Annotated in this window: 26 protein-coding genes; 16 read left to right on the top strand and 10 right to left on the bottom strand. The window is 70.3% G+C overall.

All coding sequences use genetic code 11. The features are described from left to right. Positions 1-116: 116 nt before the first annotated feature. The 3 genes from JHN45_RS12785 (at position 117) to JHN45_RS12775 (ending at position 3,704) form a co-directional block, all read left to right on the top strand. On the top strand, positions 117-1,067 hold the full coding sequence (locus JHN45_RS12785; protein WP_201049107.1) for a 5-dehydro-4-deoxyglucarate dehydratase: 951 nt from the start codon (positions 117-119) through the stop codon (positions 1,065-1,067). After that, positions 1,064-2,353, top strand: coding sequence for a glucarate dehydratase family protein (locus tag JHN45_RS12780; RefSeq protein ID WP_201049106.1), 1,290 nt, complete (start codon positions 1,064-1,066; stop codon positions 2,351-2,353). Before JHN45_RS12785 ends, JHN45_RS12780 begins: the two co-directional genes overlap by 4 nt. Positions 2,354-2,540: 187 nt before the next feature. Then, the gene (locus tag JHN45_RS12775; protein WP_200712895.1) at positions 2,541-3,704 is read left to right on the top strand and encodes a PfkB family carbohydrate kinase; all 1,164 of its coding nucleotides are present in this window, start codon (positions 2,541-2,543) and stop codon (positions 3,702-3,704) included. Between the two features lie 57 nt (positions 3,705-3,761). Here the strand turns inward: JHN45_RS12775 and JHN45_RS12770 are convergent, their stop codons facing one another. After that, the gene (locus JHN45_RS12770) at positions 3,762-4,478 is read right to left on the bottom strand and encodes an FAD binding domain-containing protein (protein ID WP_201049105.1); all 717 of its coding nucleotides are present in this window, start codon (positions 4,476-4,478) and stop codon (positions 3,762-3,764) included. 261 nt (positions 4,479-4,739) lie between these two features. Between JHN45_RS12770 and JHN45_RS12765 the strand changes: the two genes are divergently transcribed. The 8 genes from JHN45_RS12765 (at position 4,740) to JHN45_RS12730 (ending at position 11,679) form a co-directional block, all read left to right on the top strand. Beyond that, positions 4,740-5,795 (top strand): PhoH family protein, encoded by a 1,056-nt coding sequence (locus JHN45_RS12765; protein WP_200712893.1) that lies wholly within the window; start codon positions 4,740-4,742, stop codon positions 5,793-5,795. Positions 5,796-5,807: 12 nt separating this feature from the next. Continuing rightward, the gene (gene ybeY, locus JHN45_RS12760) at positions 5,808-6,305 is read left to right on the top strand and encodes an rRNA maturation RNase YbeY (protein WP_200712892.1); all 498 of its coding nucleotides are present in this window, start codon (positions 5,808-5,810) and stop codon (positions 6,303-6,305) included. A 21-nt stretch (positions 6,306-6,326) separates the two neighbouring features. Next, positions 6,327-7,634, top strand: coding sequence for a hemolysin family protein (locus JHN45_RS12755; RefSeq protein WP_200712891.1), 1,308 nt, complete (start codon positions 6,327-6,329; stop codon positions 7,632-7,634). Beyond that, the gene (locus JHN45_RS12750) at positions 7,631-7,990 is read left to right on the top strand and encodes an MmcQ/YjbR family DNA-binding protein (protein WP_200712890.1); all 360 of its coding nucleotides are present in this window, start codon (positions 7,631-7,633) and stop codon (positions 7,988-7,990) included. The genes JHN45_RS12755 and JHN45_RS12750 overlap by 4 nt, the downstream gene beginning before the upstream one ends. A 36-nt stretch (positions 7,991-8,026) precedes the next feature. Beyond that, positions 8,027-8,380 carry a cytidine deaminase gene (locus tag JHN45_RS12745; RefSeq protein ID WP_201049104.1) on the top strand — a complete coding sequence of 118 codons (354 nt, stop codon included), beginning with the start codon at positions 8,027-8,029 and terminating at the stop codon, positions 8,378-8,380. Between the two features lie 218 nt (positions 8,381-8,598). Next, positions 8,599-9,084, top strand: a complete 486-nt coding sequence (locus JHN45_RS12740; RefSeq protein WP_234468600.1) for a hypothetical protein — start codon at positions 8,599-8,601, stop codon at positions 9,082-9,084. 185 nt (positions 9,085-9,269) lie between these two features. Next, positions 9,270-10,586 carry a beta-xylosidase gene (locus JHN45_RS12735; protein WP_201049103.1) on the top strand — a complete coding sequence of 439 codons (1,317 nt, stop codon included), beginning with the start codon at positions 9,270-9,272 and terminating at the stop codon, positions 10,584-10,586. Positions 10,587-10,665: 79 nt separating this feature from the next. Next, a complete protein-coding gene (locus JHN45_RS12730) occupies positions 10,666-11,679 on the top strand; it encodes a WxL protein peptidoglycan domain-containing protein (protein WP_201049102.1) in 1,014 nt (337 codons plus the stop codon). Here JHN45_RS12730 and JHN45_RS12725 read toward each other — a convergent pair. Next, entirely contained in the window at positions 11,573-11,911 is a 339-nt protein-coding gene (locus JHN45_RS12725; RefSeq protein ID WP_201049101.1) for a P-II family nitrogen regulator, read from the bottom strand. The genes JHN45_RS12730 and JHN45_RS12725 overlap by 107 nt on opposite strands. Next, entirely contained in the window at positions 11,908-13,215 is a 1,308-nt protein-coding gene (locus tag JHN45_RS12720; RefSeq protein ID WP_201049100.1) for an ammonium transporter, read from the bottom strand. Before JHN45_RS12720 ends, JHN45_RS12725 begins: the two co-directional genes overlap by 4 nt. A gap of 165 nt (positions 13,216-13,380) precedes the next feature. Between JHN45_RS12720 and era the strand changes: the two genes are divergently transcribed. Then, positions 13,381-14,349, top strand: a complete 969-nt coding sequence (gene era, locus JHN45_RS12715) for a GTPase Era (protein ID WP_201049099.1) — start codon at positions 13,381-13,383, stop codon at positions 14,347-14,349. Positions 14,350-14,459: 110 nt separating this feature from the next. On the opposite strand, the gene JHN45_RS12710 is transcribed toward era, so the two are convergent. After that, on the bottom strand, positions 14,460-15,326 hold the full coding sequence (locus JHN45_RS12710; protein ID WP_201049098.1) for a helix-turn-helix transcriptional regulator: 867 nt from the start codon (positions 15,324-15,326) through the stop codon (positions 14,460-14,462). A 123-nt stretch (positions 15,327-15,449) separates the two neighbouring features. Here JHN45_RS12710 and JHN45_RS12705 point away from each other — a divergent pair, with 123 nt between their 5' ends. Then, positions 15,450-16,304, top strand: a complete 855-nt coding sequence (locus JHN45_RS12705) for an NAD(P)-dependent oxidoreductase (protein WP_201049115.1) — start codon at positions 15,450-15,452, stop codon at positions 16,302-16,304. A 7-nt stretch (positions 16,305-16,311) separates the two neighbouring features. On the opposite strand, the gene JHN45_RS12700 is transcribed toward JHN45_RS12705, so the two are convergent. Genes JHN45_RS12700 through JHN45_RS12675 form a run of 6 tightly spaced genes read right to left on the bottom strand, consistent with a single transcriptional unit; the run spans position 16,312 to position 21,015 of the window. Next, on the bottom strand, positions 16,312-16,713 hold the full coding sequence (locus JHN45_RS12700; RefSeq protein WP_374192771.1) for a PIN domain-containing protein: 402 nt from the start codon (positions 16,711-16,713) through the stop codon (positions 16,312-16,314). Next, positions 16,710-16,949, bottom strand: a complete 240-nt coding sequence (locus JHN45_RS12695; protein WP_200712882.1) for a type II toxin-antitoxin system CcdA family antitoxin — start codon at positions 16,947-16,949, stop codon at positions 16,710-16,712. Before JHN45_RS12695 ends, JHN45_RS12700 begins: the two co-directional genes overlap by 4 nt. Positions 16,950-16,990: 41 nt before the next feature. Next, on the bottom strand, positions 16,991-18,262 hold the full coding sequence (locus tag JHN45_RS12690) for an MFS transporter (protein WP_200712881.1): 1,272 nt from the start codon (positions 18,260-18,262) through the stop codon (positions 16,991-16,993). Then, complete coding sequence (locus JHN45_RS12685) at positions 18,259-19,599, bottom strand: GH1 family beta-glucosidase (RefSeq protein WP_374192770.1); 1,341 nt, start codon at positions 19,597-19,599, stop codon at positions 18,259-18,261. Before JHN45_RS12685 ends, JHN45_RS12690 begins: the two co-directional genes overlap by 4 nt. A gap of 46 nt (positions 19,600-19,645) precedes the next feature. Then, positions 19,646-19,912, bottom strand: a complete 267-nt coding sequence (locus JHN45_RS12680) for a protealysin inhibitor emfourin (RefSeq protein WP_200712879.1) — start codon at positions 19,910-19,912, stop codon at positions 19,646-19,648. A 35-nt stretch (positions 19,913-19,947) separates the two neighbouring features. After that, positions 19,948-21,015: a M4 family metallopeptidase gene (locus JHN45_RS12675; RefSeq protein ID WP_200712878.1), complete on the bottom strand. Its 1,068-nt coding sequence runs from the start codon at positions 21,013-21,015 to the stop codon at positions 19,948-19,950. Positions 21,016-21,315: 300 nt separating this feature from the next. Between JHN45_RS12675 and leuA the strand changes: the two genes are divergently transcribed. The 3 genes from leuA to JHN45_RS12660 all read left to right on the top strand — a co-directional run bounded on the left by leuA (position 21,316) and on the right by JHN45_RS12660 (position 26,190). Next, the gene (leuA, locus tag JHN45_RS12670; protein WP_201049097.1) at positions 21,316-23,055 is read left to right on the top strand and encodes a 2-isopropylmalate synthase; all 1,740 of its coding nucleotides are present in this window, start codon (positions 21,316-21,318) and stop codon (positions 23,053-23,055) included. Between the two features lie 196 nt (positions 23,056-23,251). Then, positions 23,252-23,956, top strand: coding sequence for a TerB family tellurite resistance protein (locus tag JHN45_RS12665; RefSeq protein WP_201049096.1), 705 nt, complete (start codon positions 23,252-23,254; stop codon positions 23,954-23,956). 161 nt (positions 23,957-24,117) lie between these two features. Further along, a complete protein-coding gene (locus JHN45_RS12660; protein WP_201049095.1) occupies positions 24,118-26,190 on the top strand; it encodes an MMPL family transporter in 2,073 nt (690 codons plus the stop codon). Positions 26,191-26,210 lie beyond the last annotated feature (20 nt).

The raw sequence follows: 26,210 nt of genomic DNA, 5'->3' as shown, positions 1-26,210 counted from the left end.
GGAGATGGTAGCGAGCGGTGGCCGAGGCGCGGCGGGCCCCATTGACGGCTGCGGTTCGCGTACCTAACCTTTGTCTTCATACGTGGATGACGTCTACATAGGGAGATGGCCAGGAGATGGCCCAGGTGAACGGCGAAACGGAGACCGTGGTGCGCAGGCTGCGGGACGGGATGGCGGGCGGAGTGCTCTCCTTCCCGCTCACCTCCTTCCACGACGACGGCTCCCTCGACCCCGACGGCTTCCGCGCCCATGTCGCCGCCCCCACCGCCACCGCCCCCGGCGCGATCTTCCCGGCCTGCGGCACCGGCGAGTTCTTCTCGCTCGACGAGGACGAGTACCGCACGGTCGTCACCATCGCCGTCGAGGAGGCAGCCGGCCGCGTCCCCGTCGTCGCCGGCGTCGGCTACGGCTGGGCACAGGCCGCCCGCTTCGCCCGCATCGCCGAGGAGGCCGGCGCCGACGCGCTCCTGGTCCTCCCGCACTACCTCGTCGCCGCCCCGCAGGACGGCCTGGTGGCCCAACTCGAACAGCTCGCCGCCCGCACCCGGCTCCCGCTCATCGCCTACCAGCGCGGCCAAGTCGCCTTCACCGCAAGCTCGTTGAGGCGCATCGCACGCATCCCCGGCGTCATCGGCCTCAAGGACGGCCACAGCGACCTCGACCGGCTGCAACGCCTCACGCTCGCCGCCCCCGAGGGCTTCCTCTTCTTCAACGGCGCCTCCACCGCCGAGATCCAGGCCCGCGCCTACGCCACCGTCGGCGTCCCCGCCTACTCCTCCGCCGTGCACGCCTTCGCCCCCGAGATCGCGAACGCCTTCTTCGCCGCGCTGCGGGACGGCGACGACAAGACGGTCGAGAAACTGCTCCGCGAGTTCTACGTCCCGTTCGTCGAACTCCGCGACCGGGTACCGGGATACGCCGTCTCCCTGGTCAAGGCGGCGGCCCGGCTGCGAGGCCGCCCGGTGGGCCCCGTGCGCGCCCCGCTGACCGACCCCACGCCCGCCGACCTGGCCGACCTCACCGCCCTGCTCACCACCGGACTCGACCTCGTAGGAGCCGCGCTGTGAACCTCACCATCGCCGACGTCCGGCTCACCCCGATCCTGGTCGCCGACCCGCCCCTGCTCAACACCCAGGGCGTCCACCAGCCCTACACCCCCCGCCTGATCGTCGAGATCGAGACCGCCGACGGCATCACCGGCCTCGGCGAGACCTACGGCGACACCAAGTACCTGGAACTGGCACGCCCTTACGCCGAGAAACTGATCGGCCGTCAAGTCGGCGATCTCAACGGCCTGTTCACCGTCGCCGACGAGGTCACGGTCGACAGCTCCCGGACCTCCGCGCAGGTCGACGTCGGCGGACTGCGCGGCGTCCAGACCGCCGACAAGCTGCGCCTGTCCGTCGTCTCCGCCTTCGAGGTCGCCTGCCTCGACGCCCTGGGCAAGGCACTTGGCCTTCCCGTGCACGCGCTGCTCGGCGGCAAGGTGCGGGACGCGGTGGAGTACAGCGCGTACCTGTTCTACAAGTGGGCCGACCACCCCGAGGGCGTGGCGAGCGAGAAGGACGACTGGGGCGCGGCCGTCGACCCGGCCGGAGTCGTCGAGCAGGCACGGAAGTTCAAGGAGCGCTACGGCTTCACCTCCTTCAAGCTCAAGGGCGGAGTCTTCCCGCCCGACGAAGAGATCGCCGCCGTACGGGCGTTGGCCGCGGCCTTCCCCGACCACCCCCTGCGCCTGGACCCCAACGGCGCCTGGTCCGTGGAGACTTCACTGAAGGTGGCGAAGGAACTGGGGGACGTCCTCGAATACCTGGAGGACCCCGCCCTCGGCACCCCCGCCATGGCCGAGGTGTCCGCGGGCACCGACGTGCCGCTCGCCACCAACATGTGCGTGACGACCTTCGCCGAGATCAAGGAGGCGTTCACGCGCGATGCCGTACAGGTCGTGCTCTCCGACCACCACTACTGGGGCGGACTGCGCAACACCCAGCAACTCGCCGCCATCTGCCGCACGTTCGGCGTCGGCATCTCCATGCACTCCAACACCCACCTCGGCATCAGCCTCGCCGCGATGACCCACGTCGCCTCGACCGTGCCGAACCTCCACCACGCCTGCGACTCCCACTACCCCTGGCAGTCCGAGGACGTCCTCACCGAACGCCTCACCTTCACCGACGCCAAGGTCACCGTCTCCGACGCGCCCGGCCTCGGCGTCCAACTCGACCGCGCCAAGCTGGAGTTGCTGCACCGGCGGTGGCTCGACGACGACGGCGCGCTGCGCGAGCGCGACGACGCGGCGGCGATGCGGATCACCGACCCGGAGTGGGTCACCCCCTCGATGCCACGCTGGTAGGCACCGGGTGACCGGATCCTGACGGCCGCCCGTCGCGGGCGGCCGAGGGGCACCCGGTCCGCACCGTACGGCCCGGACCTGCGGCTGCCCGACACCGGCGCGACGGGCGGGTCCGGAGCGGTAGCCGCCCTCACACGTGCGTGGTGGTGCACACTGGCCTGATCCGCATCACGTCAGGGAGCGCACCGTGACCGCGTCCACCGCGTCCACCGGAAAGGGATCGTCGGCCGACCGGGAGAGGAGATCCTGTCCGGCCCAGGTCGACCCCCTCGCCGGACTGCGCGCGCCGGACGACCCGCCCTGGGACGTGTACCTCACCGGCACCGTCTTCCTCGACATCATCTTCACCGGCCTCGAATCCGCCCCCGTGCGCGGCACCGAGTCCTGGGCCCGCGGAATGGGCTCCAGCCCTGGTGGAGTGGCGAACATGGCCACGGCCCTGGCCCGCCTGGGCCTGCGCACCTCCCTCGCCGCGGCCTTCGGCGACGACCACTACGGCGAGTACTGCTGGGACGCGCTGGAACAGGGCGAGGGCATCGACCTCTCCGCCTCCCGCTCGGTACCCGGCTGGCACTCCCCGGTCACCGTGTCGATGGCCTACGAGGGCGAACGCACGATGGTCTCCCACGGCCACGAGCCGCCCCCGGAAACCGAGTTCAGCGAAGGCGGCGCCCCCGACTGCCCGCCCCGCGCGCGTGCCGCCATCGCCTCCCTCACCCCCGGCAAGCAGGCCCCCTGGGTCGCCCAGGCCGCGAGCGAGGGCACCCGGATCTTCGCCGACGTCGGCTGGGACGAGACCGGGGCCTGGGACCTCGCCGGACTCGCCGACCTCGCGCACTGCGAGGCGTTCCTGCCGAACGCCGAGGAGGCCATGCGCTACACCGGCGCCGACTGCCCCCGCGCCGCCGCCCACGCCCTCACCGAACACGTACCCCTCGCCGTCGTCACCCTCGGCGCGGACGGCGCCTACGCCGTGGACCGCCGTACCGGGGAATCCGCCTCGGTCCCGGCCATCGCCGTCGAGGCCCTCGACCCCACCGGTGCGGGCGACGTCTTCGTGGCCGGCTTCGTCACCGGCACCCTGGCCGGCTGGCCGCTCGCCGACCGCCTCGCCTTCGCCGGCCTCACCGCGGCCCTCTCCGTCCAGGAGTTCGGCGGCTCCCTCTCCGCCCCCGGCTGGTCCGAGATCGGCGCCTGGTGGCGCAAGGTCCAGTCCGTCGAGGGCCAGGACCCGACGGCCCTGAACCGGTACGCGTTCCTGGCCGGACTCGTCCCGGAGGAACAGGGCGAGGCAAGTCCGTGGCCGCTGCGGCGGGCGGTACCGACGATCGGGTTCGGCAGGTCGACGTAGGGGGCTGTCGGCGGGTCCCCTCCCGAGGGGTGGCGAACCGTTCCTGCGCCGTTCGGATCAGCAGGCCCCCGCCCGCTCCACCACCCCGACGACCTCTTCCCGTACGGCCTCGAAGACCGCCTCCGGCAGCGTGCCGAGCGGTGTGAGCGCCAGGGCGCCGAGAATCCGGCGGACATCGGTGTCGTAGGGAACGGCCTCGCTCAGCACGTCGTAACCGTCCCGCACGGCGACCCGGAGAGTGAGCTGCTCCGCCCCCGTCACGGCGACCGCGACCACGAACGGAACCTCACCCCGCAGCACATCGGTCAGCTTGCGGTAGCCCGTGGCCACCGGCTCGCTCCACCGCAGACTCAGCAGCAGCGGGCGCTTCGCCAGCAGCTCGGCGAGGTCGGTCTCGACGGGACCGTCCGGTTCGAGAACCACCGCGCGGGCGTCCAGCACCAGCGCGGCCGGCAGCAGACAGCGCAGCGTGCTGCCCACTATGTTCCCGCCGACCGTCGCGGTCCGGCGCACCGCACCGGTCCCCACGCCCTTCGCCGCCCGCCGCAGCACCTCCGGCACGCGCGTGTCGATCTCGTGCAGCAGTACGGCCGCGCCCAGTGCCCCGTCCCCGATCACCTTGGCCTCGGGCAGCGCCCGCAGGGACACCGCCTGCTCCGGGAACCCGTCCCGTTGCCAGGAGGCCCACACAAGGGTCGCCCCGCCGACAGGCACCGCCCCCTCGGCCAGACACTCCTGCGCTTCGGACACGGACGTGGGCAGACGCACGAACACAGCGGCCGACCTGCTTTCCCTGCATGGCTCACCTGACGGACATAGCGCATTGTCCGTACATACGAGGGGGCGCGAACAGGGCTCACGGCGTCACCCTGTGCACGCTCCCTGCGCCGGGCACACCTCGCATTTCGTGGCCCGACGGTCACCGAAAAGCCCTACGGCGTTGTCAGTGCCCCGGCGTACCCTGGAAATCACCAGGCCGCCCTTGTGGCGGGCGCGTCGTTTCGAGGAGGACGAGCAAGGCCTACGAGCCGGCCCATGACGCAGACACCCACAGCTCACACCCCCGCGCAGGGACAGGCGAGAGCAGAGATCACCGTCCCCGCCCAGCACGCCATGGTGACCCTCCTGGGATCCGGCGACGCTCTGCTGCGGGTGATCGAGAAGGCCTTCCCGGCGGCCGACATCCACGTCCGGGGCAATGAGATCAGCGCGGTCGGCGATGCCCGTGAAGTCGCCCTCATCCAGCGCCTGTTCGACGAGATGATGCTGGTGCTCCGCACCGGGCAGCCGATGACGGAGGACGCAGTGGAACGCTCGATCGCCATGCTCAGGGCGAGCGAGAACGGGGATGGCCCTGAGGAGACACCGGCCGAGGTGCTCACCCAGAACATCCTGTCCTCGCGAGGCCGCACGATCCGCCCCAAGACCCTCAACCAGAAGCGGTACGTCGACGCGATCGACAAGAACACGATCGTCTTCGGCATCGGCCCCGCCGGCACCGGCAAGACGTACCTCGCCATGGCCAAGGCCGTCCAGGCCCTCCAGGCCAAGCAGGTCGACCGCATCATCCTGACCCGCCCGGCGGTCGAGGCGGGCGAACGGCTGGGATTCCTCCCGGGCACGCTCTACGAGAAGATCGACCCGTACCTGCGCCCGCTCTACGACGCCCTGCACGACATGCTGGACCCGGACTCGATCCCGAAGCTGATGGCGGCGGGGACGATCGAGGTGGCGCCGCTGGCATACATGAGGGGCCGCACCCTCAACAGCGCCTTCATCATCCTGGACGAGGCCCAGAACACGAGCCCCGAGCAGATGAAGATGTTCCTCACCCGGCTCGGGTTCGAGTCGAAGATCGTGATCACCGGTGACGTGACGCAGGTGGACCTGCCGAGCGGCACGAAGTCGGGGCTCCGGCAGGTGCAGGACATCCTGGAGGGGCTCGACGACGTGCACTTCTCCCGCCTGTCGTCGGCGGACGTCGTACGGCACAAGCTGGTCGGCCGTATCGTCGACGCGTACGAGAAGTACGACAGCGAGAACGGTACGGAGAACGGCACCCACAAGGGTGCCCGTGACAAGCGGAAGTAGATCAGCACGACCATGTCGATCGACGTCAACAACGAGTCCGGAACCGAGGTCGACGAGCAGGCGATCCTCGACATCGCCCGCTACGCGCTCGCGCGAATGCGCATCCACCCGCTCTCCGAACTGTCGGTGATCGCAGTGGACGCCGACGCCATGGAGCAGCTGCATATTCAGTGGATGGATCTGCCGGGTCCGACCGATGTCATGTCCTTCCCGATGGACGAGCTGCGTCCGCCGAGCAAGGACGACGAGGAGCCTCCGCAGGGGCTCCTCGGTGACATCGTGCTGTGCCCGGAGGTCGCCACGAAGCAGGGGGCCGAGGCCGAGACGCAGCACACCATGGACGAGGAGCTCCAACTCCTCACCGTCCACGGTGTGTTGCACCTGCTCGGGTACGACCACGAGGAGCCCGACGAGAAGGCCGAGATGTTCGGTCTGCAGGCCGCCATCGTGGACGGCTGGCGCGCGGAGAAGGGCCACGACGGCCCCTCCCCGGCGCCGACGGTCTCCTAGGGGACCGGGGCACCACGTCTCATGAGTCCTCAGATCGTCGTCGGCGCCATCGCCCTGGTCGTGGTCGCCTGGCTCGCCGCCTGCGCGGAGGCGGGCCTCGCGCGCGTCTCCAGCTTCCGCGCCGAGGAGGCCGTACGGTCCGGTCGGCGCGGCAGCGCGAAGCTCGCGCAGGTCGCCGCCGACCCGACCCGCTATCTCAACGTGGCCCTGCTGGTCAGGGTGGTCTGCGAGATGGCCGCCGCCGCGCTGGTCACCTACGAGTGCCTTCAGGAGATCCACGGGACCGCGCCCGCGCTGCTCGCCGCGATCGGCGTCATGGTCCTCGTGTCGTACGTCGCGGTGGGGGTGTCCCCGCGCACGATCGGGCGCCAGCATCCGCTGAACACGGCCACGGCGGCGGCGTACGTGCTGCTGCCGCTCGCGCGGATCATGGGCCCGATCCCGTATCTGCTGATCCTCATCGGCAACGCGCTCACGCCCGGCAAGGGTTTCCGGCGCGGCCCGTTCGCGTCCGAGGCCGAGTTGCGGGCGCTGGTGGATCTCGCCGAGAAGGAGTCGCTGATCGAGGACGAGGAGCGCCGGATGGTGCACTCGGTCTTCGAACTCGGCGACACCCTCGTGCGTGAAGTCATGGTCCCCCGCACGGACTTGGTGGTCATCGAGCGCTACAAGACGATCCGTCAGGCCCTCACCCTCGCGCTGCGTTCCGGTTTCTCGCGGATCCCTGTGACGGGGGAGAGCGAGGACGACATCGTCGGGATCGTGTATCTGAAGGACCTGGTCCGCAAGACGCACATCAGCCGCGACGCCGAGTCCGAGCTGGTCTCCACGGCCATGCGGCCCGCGAGTTTCGTGCCGGACACCAAGAACGCCGGTGATCTGCTCCGCGAGATGCAGCAGGAGCGCAACCACGTCGCGGTCGTCATCGACGAGTACGGCGGTACGGCCGGCATCGTCACCATCGAGGACATCCTGGAGGAGATCGTCGGCGAGATCACCGACGAGTACGACCGGGAGCTGCCGCCGGTGGAGGAGCTGGGCGACGACCGTTACCGGGTCACCGCCCGCCTCGACATCGGGGACCTGGGCGAGTTGTACGGCTTCGAGGCCTACGACGACGAGGACGTGGAGACGGTCGGCGGGCTGCTCGCGAAGGCGCTGGGCCGGGTCCCGATCGCCGGGGCGTCGTCGGTCGTGGAGCTGCCGGACGGGCGCGAACTGCGGCTCACGGCGGAGGCCTCGGCGGGGCGGCGGAACAAGATCGTGACGGTGCTGGTGGAGCCGGTGGGGCCGGACGGTCCGCCGGAGGAGGAGACGAAACCGGAGTGAGCCCCGAGGAACTGCGCGCGTTCTGTCTGTCGTTCAACGCGACGGTGGAGGACTTCCCCTTCAGGCCGGAGATGTCCGTCTTCAAGGTGCTGGGCAAGCTCTTCGCGCTGACCCGGCTGGACGCGCGCCCCCTCACGGTCAACCTCAAGTGCGACCCGGAGGACGCGATCCGGCTCCGGGAGGAGCACGAGGGGCTGATCGTCCCCGGGTACCACATGAACAAGCGGCACTGGAACACGGTGACGGTGGACGGCGGCCTTCCGGACCGGCTCCTCAAGGAGCTGATCGAGGACTCGTACGACCTGGTCGTCGCGGGGCTGCCGCGGGCGGAACGGCTCCGCCTCGACCGGCCCTGAGGGACGCTCGGGACCGGTCCTTCGTATGCTCTGTTCATGACCGACAGCAGCGCGCTCGACCCCGAGGACCGCAAGATCGTCACCCTGGCCCGTTCGGCCCGGGCCCGCAACGGTGTGCCCGAGGGCGCCGCTGTACGGGACGAGACCGGGCGGACGTACGTCGCCGGGACCGTCGCCCTGGAGTCGCTGAAGCTGAGCGCGCTGCAGACGGCGGTGGCGATGGCGGTGGCGTCCGGGGCGAAGTCGCTGGAGGCGGCGGCGGTCGTGACGGAGGCGGAGTCCGCGTCCGCGGAGGACCGGGCGGCAGTACGGGATCTGGGTGGGCCGGAGACGCCGGTGCACGTGGCTTCGCCGGACGGGGTGGTTCGACTGACGGTGAAAGCTGGCTGACGCTGCCGTTCACCGGCAGGGAGCTGTCCGGAAGTAACCCGTCCAGATTTCGCCCTTGCTCTCCCCCCGTCTCCCGCGCATCAATGGAACCGTAAGTTCCGACGGACCGTCAGATTCTGCTCGCGTGGCGCACCGCACCGCGTCCGTGAGTGGGGCTGCGGTGTTTCTCCCGTCCATCCCCACATGGCATTCCCAGACTCGGGAAGGGAACCGGATCCATGAAAGGCAAGCTGAGAAGCAAGCGAATCGGAACGGGTGCGGCACTGGTGACGGGGGTCCTCGCGGCCACCTCGCTGGCGTTCGCGCCCAGCGCGCTCGCCGTCACTCCCCAGACGGCGACGATCACCGCGGACTGCGGCATCTTCGGCGGCGGCGCGGCCACCATCACGGCCACGCAGGACGGGACGGCGGCCACGGTCACCGTCAACTCGTCCATCACCGCCCCGCTGGCCCTGGCGCAGAACTCGATCGCCTCCACCTTCACGTTCGTGAACGCGAGCGGTGGCACGACCGTCTTCAGCGGGACGGTGAACCCGGCCATGGCGACCGGCGACGCCGTCACCGTCGGTCCGCTCAGTGGCACCGTCGCCTCCGGTGACAGCCTGGAGGCGTACGGCGGCTCGCTGAAGATGACCATCTTCGGTATCGCCGTGACCTGTACGGCCACCGCGGCGCAGTCGCCGGGGCCGTTCGTGTTCGACTGAGAAGTCGCCCGACAATTCCCCCCACGGGCTCAACTGGGCCGTCGACTCCCGCTGTTGGGCGGGAGCTGACGGTCCATCAGTTTATTTGTCCGTCTCCATTGACTTCTCGCGCGATCCCCACATCAATGCCCCCTGTGGGCGCGGACGAGCCGCTGTGCCCACCGTCCTCAGGAGGGGGCACAGCCATGGCTACGACAACCCGAAGACGCCGTTGGGCGTCGTTGCTCGGGGTGACCGCGCTCGCGGTCGCCACGGGCGGCGCGCTGGCCTGTCCGGCCGGCGCGTCGACGAACGTGGACTTCGCCACGCACTGCATCCCGCCGGCGATCGCGGGGATCCCGCCGATCGACGGCACCACGACCGCCGCGATCACGGTGGACAACACCGCGCCGAAGGTCGGCGACACCGTCACCGTGACCTACACGGTGGTCAAGCCGGCCGCCAGCAACCCGACGGCGATCGCCCTGCCGGCCGACATCATGACGCCCACCGGGAACGTCACCCTCGGCGGTGCCCAGACCGGCAACGTCACGGTCGCCGGGCCCAAGAAGAACGACCCGGTGCCCGGCAACGGCGCCTTCCCGTCGTTCTCCATGACCGGCACCTTCACGGTCACCACCCCGGGCGCGATCACCCTCTCGCCCAGCGACTACAACATCCACACCAGCTACATCCTGGAGCTGGACACCCCCTGCACGGTGACGAACCCGCCGGCGCCGGTCTCCGAGACCGTCACGGCGACCGCCACCACTCCGGTCAACACCCGCGCGATCAGCCTGGGTTCGGCCTCCGGGAACCCCGGTGACAGTGTCACCGTCACCGGCAGCAACTTCACCCCGGGTGCCACCGTGACCCTGGCCGGACGGTCCGGCAGCGCCCAGACCGCGGACACGGCGACCGTCACGGCCACCAGCGCCGGCACCATCAGCGGCTCGCTGGTCGTCAACGACAAGACGACGACCGGGATCGTGGCGTACGAGGGCAGTGCGTGGAGTGCCGACCTGGGTGCCGGACCGGCCGCCTATGTCGTCAACGACACCACGCCCGTCCCGCCGGGGAGCCAGAAGCTGACGACCACCGTCAAGGCGGGCAGTCTGTCGATGTCGCAGGCCGGGGACGCCGTGAGCCTCTCCGCCGTCGACTTCGGCAAGGGCGGTGCCTCCACGGGCGCCCTCAACACGGTGACGGTCCAGGACTTCCGCGGCGGACCCGCGGGCTGGTCCCTGACCGGCAAGGTCACCGACTTCACCGGTCCCGGCGCCAAGATCGATGCCGGGGCGCTGAGTTGGACTCCCGCCTGCGCCACCAAGGCGGGCAGCCCGAGCACCTGTGTCGCCGGTTCGGCGGGCACGGTGGGCAGTTCGGGTGCGACGCTCGCGTCCACGCCCGACGGTACGGTCACCGGCGGCGAGTTCACCGCCGACGCCGGACTCTCCCTGAACGTACCGGCGTTCACGCCTCCGGGCTCGTACTCCGGCGTTCTGACGCTCACGCTCACCTGACCGTCCGAACTCACCTCCGGTGGCCGGGCGCCCGCACCCGCCCGACCGCCGCACACCACGTCCGTGGGGGTCCGCACCCATGCGCAAGCTGTACGTCCTCCTCCTGAGCCTCTGTTTCGGCGCGCTCGCCGCGCCGTCCTCCCATGCCGCCGACAACGGCAGTTGGTCCGTGTACCCGGCCGCCTCGCAGATCGCCGCGCGGCCGTACTTCTATCTCTCCGCCGACCCCGGCCAGACCATCCAGGACAAGGTGGTCGTCGCCAACAAGACGGCGAAGCCGCTCACCTTCCGGCTGTACGCCGCCGACGCCTACAACACCGCGCGCGACGGCGGGTTCGCCGTACGGACGGTGCAGGAGAAGATGCGCGGGGTGGGGGCGTGGGCGAAGCCCACCAAGTCCCAAGTCACCGTCCCCGCCCACAAGTCGGTCACCGTGCCGTTCACCCTGCACGTGCCCGAAGGGGCCGAACCGGGCGACCACCCGGGCGCGTTGGTCGCCCTCGACGAGCGCGTCGACAAGGGCGACGGATCGCTCGCCCTCGGCGTGCAGCGGGCCGTCGGCGCCCGTCTCTACCTCCGGGTCAGCGGTCCGACGCTGCCCGCGCTCGCCGTCGAGCACGTCCACATCGCCCATCACCAGCCGCTGGTACCGGGGTTGGGCAGCAGCGACGCGACGATCTCCTACACGCTGCACAACACCGGCAACGTCACCCTCGACCCGAAGGTGACCCTGAAGGCACAGGGCCTGTTCGGCCGGACGCTGCTCTCACGCGGACTCACCCGGATCCCGGCCGAGTTGCTGCCCGGGCAGAGCGTGAAACTGACCGAGTCGTGGAAGGGCGCGCCCCAACTCGACTGGGGCGACATCACGTTGACCGCGAGCGCGCCGGGCACCAAGCAGTCGGCGAGCGCCTCGTTCTTCGCGCTGCCCTGGCTCGCGGCGGCGCTGCTGCTCGCGGTCGGTTTCGCCGGGGGAGTGCTGGCGGTCAGAGCGCGTCGGGGCCGCGCTCGCCCGTCCGCACCCGTACGACCGTCTCGACCGGCATCGACCACACCTTCCCGTCCCCGATCTTCCCCGTCTGCGCGGCCTTGACGATCGCCTCGATCACGGCCTCCGAGTCCGCGTCGTCGACGACGACCTCGATCCGCACCTTGGGCACGAGGTCGACGCGGTACTCGGCGCCCCGGTACACCTCGGTGTGGCCGCGCTGCCGGCCGTAGCCGCTGGCCTCGGTGACGGTCAGGCCGTGCACGCCGAGCTCCTGGAGCGCCGTCTTGACCTCGTCGAGGCGGTACGGCTTGACGATCGCGGTGATGAGCTTCATGCCTGGGACTTGACCTTCTGGAGGGAGGGGACGGACGGACTGACCGGGGCTCCGTGCCCCAGGACGCCGTGATCGTATGCGGTCTCGGCGTGCACCGTAAGGTCCAGACCCGTCCGCTCCTCCTCTTCACTCGCCCGCAGCCCCATCACCCTGTCGAGCAGCTTCCCGATCCCGTACGTCACGAGGAACGCGTACGCCCCTACGGCGACCACGGCCACCAGCTGCTTGCCGAGCTGGGCGAGCCCGCCGCCGTAGAGAAGACCCTCCGGGCCGCCGGTCATCGAGGTGGCCGCGAAGACGCCGATCAGGAGGGTGCCGATGACGCCGCCGACCAGGTGGACGCCGACGACGTCGAGCGAGTCGTCGTAGTTGAGCTTGAACTTCCAGCCGACCGCGTACGAGCAGACGGCACCGGCGGCGAGGCCGACGACCAGCGCGCCGAGCAGCGAGACCGAACCGCAGGACGGGGTGATCGCGACCAGGCCGGCCACCGCGCCGGAGGCCGCGCCCAGGGTGGTGGGGTGGCCGTCGCGCTTCTGCTCGACGAAGAGCCAGCCGAGGAGGCCGGTGCAGCCGGCGGCGAGGGTGTTGAGGAAGGCCGCGGCGGCGAGGCCGTTGGCGCCGAGCGCGGAGCCCGCGTTGAAGCCGAACCAGCCGAACCAGAGCAGGCCCGCGCCCAGCATGACCATGGGGAGGTTGTGCGGCCGCATGGCATCTTTTTTGAAGCCGAGCCGCGGGCCGACCACCAGACACAGGGCCAAGCCCGAGGCGCCCGAGGTGATCTCGACGGGCAGGCCGCCCGCGAAGTCGAGGGCGCCGAGGTGCGCCGCGATCCAGCCGCCCGGGCCCCACACCCAGTGCGCGACGGGAACGTATACGAGCAGCGCCCACACGGGTACGAACACCAGCCACGCCCCGAACCGCACCCGATCCGCGACCGCGCCGCTGATCAGTGCGGCCGTGATGATCGCGAAGGTGAGCTGGAAGGTGGCGAAGAGGAGGGTGGGCACGGTGCCGTGGACGGAGTCCGGGCCGAGGCCCGCCATGCCGGCGTGCTTGAGGCCGCCGAGCAGCCCGCCGCCGATGTCGTCGCCGAAGGCGAGCGAGTAACCGGCCGCCAGCCACACCACCGTGACCAGGGCGATCGACACGAAACTCATCATCAGCATGTTGAGGACGCTCTTCGTGCGGACCATGCCGCCGTAGAAGAGGGCCAGGCCCGGGGTCATCAGCAGGACCAGAGCGGTGGCGGCGAGCAGCCAGGCGGTGTCGCCTGTGTCGACATGGGCGGCGGCGAGGGTCACGGTCGTCTCCAACGGTGTGGGGGCTCGTCAGAGGGTCACCGGCCCGGGTTTCCGGTTGTGCACGTCCGTGTTTCCGTGACGTTTCATTGCGTCGGGGTTACCGAAAGCTCACCGTGTGAGGCTCCGGTGGACTGTTGTGCGGCGGGGGCCTGTGGATCAGGGACAATGGGCGCCATGAGCGTTCGTACCCCGTCATCCAAGCCGTCTGACTCGTCGGAGGCTCCCCACCGCGCCGGCTTCGCCTGCTTCGTGGGCCGCCCCAACGCGGGCAAGTCCACCCTTACGAATGCTCTGGTCGGCCAGAAGGTGGCGATCACCGCCAACCAGCCGCAGACCACGCGGCACACGGTCCGCGGCATCGTCCACCGGCCGGACGCGCAGCTGATCCTGGTCGACACGCCTGGCCTGCACAAGCCGCGCACGCTGCTCGGGCAGCGGCTCAACGACATCGTCCGCACGACATGGGCCGAGGTCGACGTCATCGGCTTCTGCCTCCCGGCGAACGAGAAGCTGGGCCCGGGTGACCGTTTCATCGCGAAGGAACTGGCGTCGATCAAGAAGACGCCGAAGATCGTGATCGTCACGAAGACGGACCTCGTCGACTCCAAGACCCTCGCCGAGCAGCTCATCGCCATCGACCAGCTCGGCAAGGAGCTGGGCTTCGAGTGGGCGGAGATCGTGCCGGTGTCGGCGGTCGCGGACCAGCAGGTGGATCTGCTCGCCGACCTGCTCATTCCGCTGCTCCCGGAGGGCCCGGCCCTCTACCCCGAGGGCGACCTCACCGACGAGCCCGAGCAGGTCATGATCGCGGAGCTGATCCGCGAGGCCGCGCTGGAGGGCGTCCGGGACGAACTCCCGCACTCCATCGCCGTCGTCGTGGAGGAGATGCTCCCGCGCGAGGACCGGCCCGCCGACAAGCCGCTCCTCGACATCCACGCCTTCGTCTACATCGAGCGCCCGAGCCAGAAGGGCATCATCATCGGCCCGAAGGGCGCGCGGCTGAAGCAGGTCGGGATCAAGTCGCGCAAGCAGATCGAGGCGTTGCTGGGTACGCCGGTGTTCCTGGACCTGCATGTGAAGGTGGCGAAGGACTGGCAGCGGGATCCTCGGCAGTTGCGGAAGCTGGGGTTCTAGAGGGGGAGTTGGGGGTTCGGAGGGCTTCTTTCGCCCCCGCCGCCCCTACCCGTCCCATCCCTCTGGGGCTCCGCCCCGGACCCCGCTCCTCAATCGCCGGAGGGGCTGAGTTATCGCTGCCTGGGCTTTGGCTCAGGGGCGAGGGTCATGTCCTGCACGCCTATCACCCGCAGCAGCTGCAAGCGCTCGTAGGACTCCGTGCCCTTGCGCGCCGTGTGGATGATCAGCAGGTGGTGGGCGTCCTGGTTCAGGAGGACCTCGCAGTCCAGTTCCAGGAGGCCGACGAGCGGATGCCGGAATCGCTTCGTGGACTGGCGTCGTACGGCCACCTCGTGCTGGTCCCAGAGGTGGGCGAACTCCTCGCTGCCCGCCCGTAGTTCGGCCACCAGCGCGGCCGGTTCCGGGTCGTCGGGGCGGGCCGCGGCCACCGCCCGGAGGTTCGCCACGTGGGCGCGTGCGTGCTCCGGGATGTCCTCCGGCGGGAACAGTTCCCGTGAGGCGGGGTCCAGGAAGAAGCGGCGGAGCAGGTTGCGTTCGCGGGGCGGGCGGGCGAACGCGTCGCCCGACAGCGCCCGTGCCATCGCGTTCTGCGCGATCACCTCACCGCAGTCGCTCGACACGTGCGCCGGGGTGTCGTGCAGCCGGTCCAGGACCAGCAGGAGGGCCGGCCGCAGATGCGCGGTCCCGCCTCCCCGGCGCGGCGGCTCCTCGCCCGTCAGGTGGAAGAGGTGGTCGCGTTCGTCGTCCGTGAGCCGCAGCGCCCGCGCGAGCGCCGTGAGCATCTGGCGGGACGGGCGCGGGCCCCGGGACTGTTCGAGGCGCGTGTAGTAGTCCACGGACATCCCGGCGAGCTGCGCCACCTCCTCGCGGCGCAGGCCCGGCGTACGGCGGCGGGCGCCGGCCGTGAGGCCCACGTCGGAGGGGTCCAGGCGGGCCCGGCTCCGGCGCAGGAAGTCGGCGAGTTCGGCTCGGTTCACGCTTCCAGCGTGCGGCAGTCCGCCCGCCTTATCCAGGGACTGCCGATCCCCTGATCGGAAGGTCTCTCCCGGCCGCGGCCCGGCTGCCCAAAGCTGATCGGGACGAGACGAGAGGAGCACATGATGCTGACACTGGTGACAGGCGCGACGGGACAGGTCGGCCGCCGCTTCGTACCGAGGCTGCTGGCACAGGCCCGGGCGGGGGAGCGGGTACGGGTCCTGGTCCGCGACGAGGCACGCGGCGCACCCTTCGCGGAGCTGGGCGCCGAGGTCGTACTCGGTGACCTGAGGGACGAGACGGCACTCGGCAAGGCGGCGTCCGGCGCCGACGCGGTCGTGAACGTCGCCGCGTCCTTCCGCGGGGTCCCGGACGAGGAGGCGTGGGCCGTCAACCGCGACGCGGCCGTGGCCCTGGGACGGGCCGCGGCGGCCTCCGGCGTACGGCGCTTCGTCCAGGTCAGCACCGGGATCGTGTACGGGGTCGGGCGGGGCCGTCCGCTGACGGAGGAGGACGAGAGCCGTCCCGGCGGCGAGATGTGGGGCGCCTACGGCGAGTCGAAGGTGGCCGCGGAACGGGAGTTGCTCGCCCTGGACACCATGGACGTACGAGTCGCCCGCCTTCCCTTCGTCTACGGCGAGGGCGACCCCCACCTCGCCAACTCCCTCCGCTGGGCGACGAGTTGGGCCTCGAACCAGCGCCTGCACATGGGCCACCACGCGGACGTCGCCCAGGGCCTGCTGCGCGTCCTGCACACCCCGGGAGTAGCCGGCCGGATCTACAACATCGCCGACGACGCCCCGGTGACGGCGGTCGAGCTGTACCAGCTCAACGGCGTGGAGATCCCCACCGACATGCACACCCGCACCGACCCCGACCCCTGGTTCGGCGTCATGTCGACGGAGCGGATCCGCCGGGAGCTGGGCTACCGCCCGCTGTACCCGACGGTGTGGTCGGCGCGGGACGCGGGCGCGCTCTGACGGTGGCTCACAGGGGGATGATCCTGACCCGCTGACCGCCGCACAGCTTCGTCAGGTCGTCGACGGCCGAGGTGAGGATGGCGACAGGCCCGGGCTGGTTGAGCGCGGTGACTGCGACGGTGGCGTCGATCGCGTATTTGTGACCGTGCAGCCCGGTGTCCTTGAGGAGCTTCGCGGCTGCTTTGGCGAGCTCCGCGGTGACGGGCTCTACCTTGATGCGGGAGAGGGCCCAATTCAGCCGAGGCATGTTCGTACCCGCGTGGGTCACCTCGATGATGCTGTTCGCCGACACCACGAGATTGGCTTTGGTGTGGAGAAGGGCCTTGAACAGGGAGGCGGTCTTCCGGTCTTGGGTCATCCAGGCCGAGAGTCCTTCGCAGTCAAGGACGATGTTGGCGATCTGCGTCACGCGGCTTCCTGGTTCGAAACGGCGGCGCCGTTGAGGCGGGCGAAGGCTTCGGCCATCTCCTCTTCCGTGAACGCCCCGTGCTCTTCCTCGTAAAGCCGTAGATCCTCGGCGAGCAGTTCGCGCCGGATTCTGGAAGCGAACGCCTCCGCGACATACCCGGAGATGTTGTCAGTGAGCTCGCGGGCAGCCTCCACGAGCTCTTCTGGCACGGTGATAGTGATTTTCTTGCTGGCCATGCGTCGACCATACAGCGATATGGCGCCCGGTGGCCCGCGTTTCAGTCCACCCCCCGAATCCGCCGCACCAGCAGCGCCCCCACCATCCCGATCACCGCAGACACCAGGTACAGCACCCGGTACCCGCCCAGATACGTCACGATCGGCGCGGCCAGGGCGGGGGCCGCGACCTGGGGGAGGGCGTTGGCGACGTTGATGACGCCGAGGTCCTTGCCGCGGTCCAGGGCCTTCGGGAGTACGTCCGTCATCAGGGCGAAGTCGACCGAGGTGAAGACGCCGAAGCCGATGCCCAGGAGGGCCGCCGAGGCCACCGCGCCGGGCCAGGTCTGCCAGCCCGCGAGGACCGCCGTCGCCACCGCCATCAGCACGCCGGACCAGATCACGAACGGCTTGCGGCGGCCGACCCGGTCGGACCAGACCCCGCCGACCACGACCGTGGCCAGGAGTGTGAGGCCGTTCACCGCTGTGAGGATCAGGACGCCCTGGTCGGGGTCGTGGTAGTGCAGGCGGTCGCGCAGGTAGTACAGGAGGTACAGCAGCACGAGCGCGTTGCTCAGGTTGATCAGGAAGCGGGTCAGCCATGCCCAGCCGAGGTCGGGATAGCGGCGCGGGCTCAGCCAGAAGCCCTTCACAAAACCCCGCCAGGACCACAACGGCCGGTCCGCCGGTCGGAGTTGCAGATCCTTGTGGCGCAGGACGTACGGCAGTACGCCCACCGCCGTGAACACCGCGCACGCCACATAGCCCGCCCCGATGCCCCCGGCCGCCGTCGCCAGGCCCGTGCCGCCGACCACGCCCAGGATCTGCGCGGCGCCCAACCAGCCGCCCACGGAGCCCCGTTGAAGCCGCGGGACGCGGTCGGGGACGGCCGCCGTGACCGCCGCGAAGGCCGCGTTCAGGGTGAGTTGGACCAGGCACCAGCCGGCCGCCATCGTCCACACCCCGCCCGCACCCGCGAGCAGCAGCAACGACAGCGCCCCGCCCGCCGACCCGGCCACGATCCACGGCGTACGGCGGCCCCACCGGGACGTCGTACGGTCCGACAGCGCGCCGAACAGCGGGTTGGCGACCAGGGACACCAGCGCGCCCGCGCCGGTCACCCACGCCAGCATCGTCTCCTTGGACATGCCGGTGCCGGGCGCGAAGTCCTTGGCCTGGGAGGCCAGCAGGATCTGCAGCGGGCCGTACCAGCCCACCCAGATCGCCCCGTTGGCGAGCGAGAGCGCGGAGGTCCAGCCCCGGCCGACGCGTTCGACGGGCTCGGCGAGGGCGTTGGGCGCGGAGACCGCGTCCGCCGCGTCGGCCGTGGTCATCCCTGTCCCCGCTCTCTCTGGGCCCGCAGCAGGCCCTGGAACCAGCCGTACGACGCCTTCGGGGTGCGCGCCAGCGTCTCGTAGTCGACGTGCACGAGGCCGAAGCGGCGCTCGTAGCCCTCCGCCCACTCGAAGTTGTCGAGGAGCGACCACACGAAGTAGCCGCGGACGTCCACGCCCGCCTCCAACGCCCCGTGCAGCGCCCGGACATGGCCGTCCAGGTAGGCGATCCGGTCCTGGTCGTCGAGGCCGTCGTAGGAGCAGCCGTTCTCGGTGATGACGACGGGCGGGAGGCGGTCGCCGTAGCGGTCGTGGAACGTGGTGAGGAGTTCGGTGAGGCCCTCGGGGACCACCGGCCAGCCGAAGTCGGTGACCGGGACGCCCTCGATCTCCCTTACGGAGAAGGGGAGTTCGGCGGGGAGGGTCAGACCGCCGAACTCGATCTCGGCGCCCTGGGGTGCGCCGACCCGGCTCGGCGCGTAGTAGTTGATGCCGTACCAGTCGATCGGTTCGGCGATCACCTTCAGGTCGGACTCGACATCGCCCGGCATCAACTCGCCCAGCCCGGAGGGGTATTCACCCAGCAGCAGCGGGTCGGCGAACAGGCGGTTCAGCAGCAGGTCGTAGAAGTTCGCGGCCTCGATGTCCTCCGGTTCCTGCGAGGCCGGCCAGGTCGGGCCGTGCGAGTTGGCGATCCCGATGTCGGTGGCACCGGCCGCGCGCAGCGCCCGTACCGCCAGGCCGTGGGCGAGGAGTTGGTGGTGGGCGACCGGGAGCGCGTCGAAGAGCAACTCCTTGCCCGGTGCGTGGGCGCCGAGCGCGTGCCCCAACAGGGTGTGTTCCGCGGGCTCGTTGAGGGTGATCCACTTCTTGACCCGGTCGCCGAGGCGGTCGGCGACCACCGACACGTACTCGGCGAAACGCGAGGCGGTGTCCCGCTGCAACCAGTTCTGGGTGACCGGGAGATCCCAGTGGAAGAGGGTCGGGACCGGACGGACGCCCGCCGCGAGCAGGTCGTCGACGAGACGGTCGTAGAAGTCGAGGCCGCCGGGGGAGTTCACCCGCGGCCAGGAGATCGAGAAACGGTACGCGTCCACGCCCAGGTCGGCCAGGAGGGCCACGTCCTCGCCGTGGCGGTGGAAGTGGTCGCAGGCCACCGCCGCCGTCGAACCGTCCTTGATTCGGCCCGGCTCGGCCTCGAACACGTCCCAGACGGAGGGCTCGCGCTCGTCGGCCGCACCCTCGATCTGGTGGGCCGAGGTCGAGACACCCCAGAGGAAATCGGCCGGGAACCGGGGTATCGGATTGCCTGCATCAGTCGCCATGCGCCGGATCATCCGTACCGGTGGTAACGGGTGTCAACGGGCGGGCGTGAACAAGCAGTTACGCACCTTCCTTCAACACCCTCTGGATCAGTGTCCGTTGCTCCTCCGTAAGCCTGGGGTCGGCCGTGTACACGGTCTTCCCGTCCACCGTGATCTCGTAGTGGAAGCCGTCCGGGACACCGGACTTGGGCGTGCGCTGGCCGTCGGCGACCGCCCGTTCGGCCAGCGCGTGCCACTCATGGGCGTCGGGCCGCGCCGAGGTGTCGACCTCGCCGCGGCGCTCGATGCCACCGAAACCGCCCGTGCGCCGTACCTGAATACGCATGGGTCCTGTCTAGTACGGATACGGGCCCGGCGCGACTACGACGTGGGCACGCCGACCTGTTCCCACGCCTTCTGTACCGCCTGCAGTTCCTCGCCGCCGTCCCCGAACCGGGTCTTCGCGGCGGCCACGGTGAGCGTCGCGAAGTCGGTGAACAGGGCGTCCTTCTTGAGCTCGCCGCCGGTCAGCACGTCGTACCAGATCTGTCCGGCCTTCTCCCAGGCGTGTCCGCCGAGCGCGTCGGCGACCAGGTAGAAGGCGTGGTTGGGGATGCCGGAGTTGAGGTGCACACCGCCGTTGTCGCGCCCGGTCTTGATGAAGCCGTCCATCGTGGCGGGCTGCGGGTCCTTGCCGAGGGCGTCGTCGTCGTAGGCCGTGCCCGGGGCCTTCATGGAGCGCAGGGCGACGCCGGTGACGCGCGGGGCGAGCAGGCCCGCGCCGATCAGCCAGTCGGCCTCGGCGGCGGTCTGGCCGAGCGAGTACTGCTTGATGAGCGAGCCGAAGACGTCGGAGATCGACTCGTTCAGGGCGCCGGACTGGCCGAAGTAGGTCAGGTTCGCGGTGTACTGCGTGACGCCGTGGGTGAGTTCGTGGCCGATGACGTCGACCGGGATGGTGAAGTCGAGGAACAGCTCGCCGTCGCCGTCGCCGAACACCATCTGTTCGCCGTTCCAGAACGCGTTGTCGTAGTTCACGTCGTAGTGGACGGACGCGTTGAGCGGCAGGCCCTCGCCGTCGATGGAGTGCCGGTTGAAGGCGTTGAGGTACAGCTCGAAGGTGGCGCCGAGGCCCGCGTAGGCGCGGTTGACGGTCGCGTCCTTGCCGGGGTCGGAGCCCTCGGCACGGACCTTCTTCCCGGGCAGGTCCTGCTTGTGCTTGGCGTCGTAGATCGTGCGCTGCGGCTTGTCGGTCGCCGTGGGCGCGGCGAGCGTCGGTGCGCCGAGCACGGTGGTCAGCCGGCGGTGGGTGCGCTCGTAGGCGTCGCGCTCCAGGGTCTCGCGGGCGGGACCGGCGAGCGCGGGGTCCTCGTGCTGGGCGAGCTTGTCGAGGACATGCGGTGGGACGATCGTGCAGAAGACGGGCTCGAAGCCCCCGTGTGTCGTCATGCCCGGCACCTTGGCACTGAGTTATGCCGCTGTCACTACCGGCAACCATGATTGGTGAAATACGGGGACAATCATCACAGTCTCGTAGCAGAGAGTGGTATACGGCCGGGGATGTCCCGCATAGTGATACGGCCCCCCGCACGGCGTACGACTCGGCTACTCTGCTGAGCATCATGCGTTACGGGCTGCTTCTCCTTAGCTGCCGCGGCGAGGGCCTGTAGTCCAGGTCGACTCCCTCCCCGCGGAGCTTCGCGTTGCGCGTCGGCCGTCCTTCAGGACACCACGAGGAGCCCACGCATCATGGCAACCAGCCACAGCCGTGCCAATCGCCAGCAGCCCAGTTCCATGCCGATCCACAAGTACGGCCAGTACGAGCAGGTCGACATCCCCGACCGCACCTGGCCCCAGCAGCGGATCACCGTCGCCCCCCGCTGGCTCTCCACCGACCTGCGTGACGGCAACCAGGCCCTGATCGACCCCATGTCACCCGTGCGCAAGCGCGCGATGTTCGACCTGCTGGTCAAGATGGGCTACAAGGAGATCGAGGTCGGCTTCCCGGCCTCCGGCCAGACCGACTTCGACTTCGTGCGCTCGATCATCGAGGAAGAGGGCGCGATCCCGGACGACGTCACGATCTCCGTACTGACCCAGGCCCGCGAGGACCTGATCGAGCGGACCGTGGAGTCCCTGAAGGGCGCCAAGCGCGCCACCCTGCACCTCTACAACGCGACCGCGCCCGTCTTCCGCCGCGTGGTCTTCCGCGGCTCCAGGGACGACATCAAGCAGATCGCCGTCGACGGCACCCGCCTGGTGATGAAGTACGCCGACGTACTGCTGGGCCCGGAGACCGAGTTCGGCTACCAGTACAGCCCCGAGATCTTCACGGACACCGAGCTGGACTTCGCGCTGGAGGTCTGCGAGGCGGTCATGGACGTCTGGCAGCCCGGACCGGGCCGCGAGATCATCCTCAACCTGCCCGCCACGGTGGAGCGTTCGACCCCGTCCACGCACGCCGACCGCTTCGAGTGGATGGGCCGCCACCTGTCCCGCCGCGAGCACGTAGTGCTGTCGATCCACCCGCACAACGACCGCGGCACGGCCGTCGCCGCCGCCGAGCTGGCGCTGATGGCCGGCGCCGACCGCGTCGAGGGCTGCCTGTTCGGCCAGGGCGAGCGCACCGGCAACGTCGACCTGGTCACCCTGGGCATGAACCTGTTCTCCCAGGGCGTCGACCCGCAGATCGACTTCTCCGACATCGACGAGATCCGTCGTACGTGGGAGTACTGCAACCAGATGGAGGTCCACCCGCGCCACCCGTACGTGGGCGACCTGGTCTACACGTCCTTCTCCGGCTCCCACCAGGACGCCATCAAGAAGGGCTTCGACGCCATGGAGGCCGACGCCAAGGCCAAGGGCGTCACGGTCGACGACATCGAGTGGGCGGTCCCGTACCTGCCGATCGACCCGAAGGACGTCGGCCGCTCCTACGAGGCCGTCATCCGCGTCAACTCGCAGTCCGGCAAGGGCGGTATCGCGTACGTCCTGAAGAACGACCACAAGCTGGACCTGCCGCGCCGGATGCAGATCGAGTTCTCGAAGCTGATCCAGGCCAAGACGGACGCCGAGGGCGGCGAGGTCACCCCGAAGGAGATCTGGGCGACCTTCGAGGACGAGTACCTGCCGAACCCGGACAACCCCTGGGGCCGTATCCAGGTCAAGACCGGCCAGTCGACCACCGACACCGACGGCGTGGACACGCTGAAGGTGGAGGCCACCGTCGACGGCGTCGACACCGTCCTGACCGGCTCCGGCAACGGCCCGATCTCCGCGTTCTTCGACGCCCTGCAGTCCGTCGGCATCGACGTACGCCTGCTGGACTACCAGGAGCACACGATGAGCGAGGGCGCCTCCGCGCAGGCCGCCTCGTACATCGAATGCGCGATCGACGACAAGATCCTCTGGGGAATCGGGATCGACGCGAATACGACACGTGCCTCACTGAAGGCGGTCGTCTCGGCCGTCAACCGCGCTACCCGCTGAACCATCCTGACCGGCGGTTTACCCGTCGCTCAAGGGCCCCGCACGCCGCTCTCCGGCGGGCGGGGCCCCGTCGTTTCCCGGCCAATCGATGTGCAGGTCACGAGCAGGTCTCGTCCTGGGTACTGACTCCAGCTCAACAATGTGGCTAACATCACGCCAGCGCGGCGATGTTGCCGCGGCGTTACGGAGGTGCGACGTGCTGCCAGAACGGGGACGAAACGGCCGAGTTGTCCATGAGGGCCGTGTAGCGCGCGTGCTGGGCATCCGTACCGCGTGGACCAGCGTCGGAGACGGCGAGTTCTTCTGCCCCGGCTGCGGGGGCGACCGCAACTACCAGCGGCTCACCGGGCGCCGCCGCTTCACCCTGCTCGGCATGCCGGTGCTGCCGCGCGGCGACACCGGCCCGGTCGTCGAGTGCGCCGCCTGCCAGGGCCACTACGGCACCGACGTCCTCGACCACCCCACCACGAGCCGCTTCTCCGCGATGCTCCGCGACGCCGTCCACACGGTCGCCCTCGCCGTCCTCGCGGCGGGCGGCACCTGCGCCCGTACGTCCCTGGAGGCCGCCGCGGGCACCGTGCGCGCCGCCGGCTTCCAGGACTGCACCGAGGACCAGCTCGGCGCCCTCGTCGAGGCCCTGGCCGCCGACACGGGCCGCGTCTTCGGCGAACCCAGCGGCGCGGGCCTCGCCATAGAGCTCCACGAGGCCCTCGACCCGCTCGCCCCGCACCTCGCCCCGGCGGGCCGCGAATCGATCCTGCTCCAGGGCGCCCGCATCGCGCTGGCGGATGGCCCCTACACACCGGCGGAACGAGACGCCCTCGCCACGGTGGGCGCGGCCCTCACCATCTGCTCGGACGACGTGACCAGGTTGCTGGCGGCGGCGCGTACGCCGTCGTGACCCCGACCCGCCCGCTACTCCCCGGGGAGTAATACGGCCGCCCCGGCCACCCCCGGCAGTACGCCGGAACTCGCCCTCCCGTGCGACGACTCAACCGTCCCGCTCCGGAAGTCTGGAGATCGCAACCAGACATCCGCGCCGCGCCGGGAGGGGACCCGTTCATGGGGGCCGAACAGAGGAACAGCACAAGGCGACGAGCCATCCCCTGGGTGGTGCTCGCGCTCTGGATCGGCGTGCTCGCGCTGGCCTCGCCGTTCGCGTCGAAGCTCGGTGAGGTGCAGCACGACCGGGTGACCGACTATCTGCCCGCGAGCGCGGACTCCACCCAAGTGGCCAAGATCCAGGAGCAGTTGCCCGGCGGCCAGACCACCGAGCTGGTCCTCGTCTACCACCGGGACAGCGGACTCACCGCCGCCGACAGGACCACGGCGGCCCAACAACTCGCGCGGATCAGCACATTGCACCCGCTGTCCGCCACACCCCACGGCGTCCCGTCCGCCGACGGCACCACCCTCATGTACCCGGTCACCAGCAACTGGCCCGGCACCGACGAGAAGAAGCGCACCGCCCTCGTCGACGACATACGCCAAGTCGCCCAGGACAAGGCCGGGTTGACGGTCGAGGTCGGCGGCCCCGGCGCACTGGCCACCGACGCGGGCAAGGTCTTCGACTCGCTCGGCGGACCCCTGCTCTACACGACCGTCGCGGTGGTCGCCGTCCTGCTGATCCTGATCTACCGCAGCCCCGTCCTGTGGCTCGTCCCGCTCGCGGTCGCCGGAGTCGGCGACTTCCTGTCCACGGGGGTCGCCTACGGCCTCAACCAGGCCTTCGGGACCACCATTTCGGGCCAGAGCACCGGCATCATGACCATCCTCGCCTTCGGCGCCGGCACCGACTACGCCCTGCTCCTCGTCTCCCGCTACCGCGAGGAACTACGACGCGTCGAGCGCCCCTACGACGCGATGCGCGCCGCCCTGCGCGGCTGCGGGCCCGCCGTGCTCGCCTCCTCCGGCACGGTCGCCGCCGGACTGCTCTGCCTGCTCGCCGCCGACCTCAACTCCAGCCGCGGAATGGGCTCGTTGGGCACGGTCGGGGTCCTGTCCGCACTCGTCGCGATGCTCACCCTGCTGCCCGCGCTCCTCGTCCTCCTCGGCCGCCGCGTGTTCTGGCCGCTCGTCCCCGCCTACGGCTCCACACCCAAGGCCCGCCGCTCGCTGTTCACCGCGATGGGCAGCTCCGCCGGACGCCGGCCCCTCCTCGTCCTCACCGGCGGTGCCGTCCTGCTCGGCGCACTCGCCCTGGGCGTCCTGAACCTCCCCGGCTCCCTCAAACAGGACGACACCTTCGTCGACCGCCCCGACTCCGTCACCGCGATGCGCACCCTCGCCGAGGCCTACCCCGAACGCTCCGCACAGCCCATCGACGTCGTCACCCCGGCCGCCCGCGCCGACGCGACCCTGGCCACGATCCGGGGCACTCAGGGTGTCGCGGGCGCCCAGCAGGGCCGTAGCGGACACGGCTGGACGGAGATATCCGTCACGGCCGTGGACGCTCCGCAATCAGCGGCCGAGACCCGCACCATCACCGACCTGCGGCACACGCTCAAGGGCTCCTACGTCGGCGGGCCGAGCGCCCAGCAGATCGACCTGCGGGACACCAACGCGCGGGACCGGCTGGTCGTCGTGCCGATCGTCCTCGCGTCCGTGCTGCTGATCCTGATCGTCCTGCTGCGGTCGCTGGTCGCGCCGCTGATGCTGGTGGCCGCCGTGATCGCGGTCTGGGGCGCGGCACTCGGCATCGGCGGGCTGGTGTTCGGCCCGCTGTTCGGATTCCAGGGGACCGACCCGGGGCTGGGACTGCTCTCCTTCGTCTTCCTGGTCGCGTTGGGCGTCGACTACGGCATCTTCCTCATGCACCGGATGCGGGAGGAGTCGACGGGGGGCGCCGAACCGGTGGCCGCCGCGCTGACCGCCCTGCGGACGACGGGCGGGGTCATCGCCTCCGCCGGGCTGGTCCTGGCCGCGACCTTCGCGGTGCTGACGAACATGGGGTTGGTGCAACTCGTCGAGCTGGGCTTCGTGATCGCGGTGGGCGTGCTGCTGGACACCTTCCTCGTGCGGACGTATCTGGTGACCAGCGCGAGCGTGCTGCTGGGGCGGAAGGTGTGGTGGCCGGGGCGGCTGTCCCGGGAGCCCGAGGCCGTACGGCCCGAGCGGCAGCCGGAGCCGGTGTGAGGGCCGCACGTCCGGCTGAC

Source organism: Streptomyces sp. MBT53 (genome assembly GCF_016654115.1).
Classification (GTDB): domain Bacteria; phylum Actinomycetota; class Actinomycetes; order Streptomycetales; family Streptomycetaceae; genus Streptomyces.
Note: the sequence above shows the minus strand (reverse complement) of the source record. Positions and strands in the feature narration are given on the sequence as shown.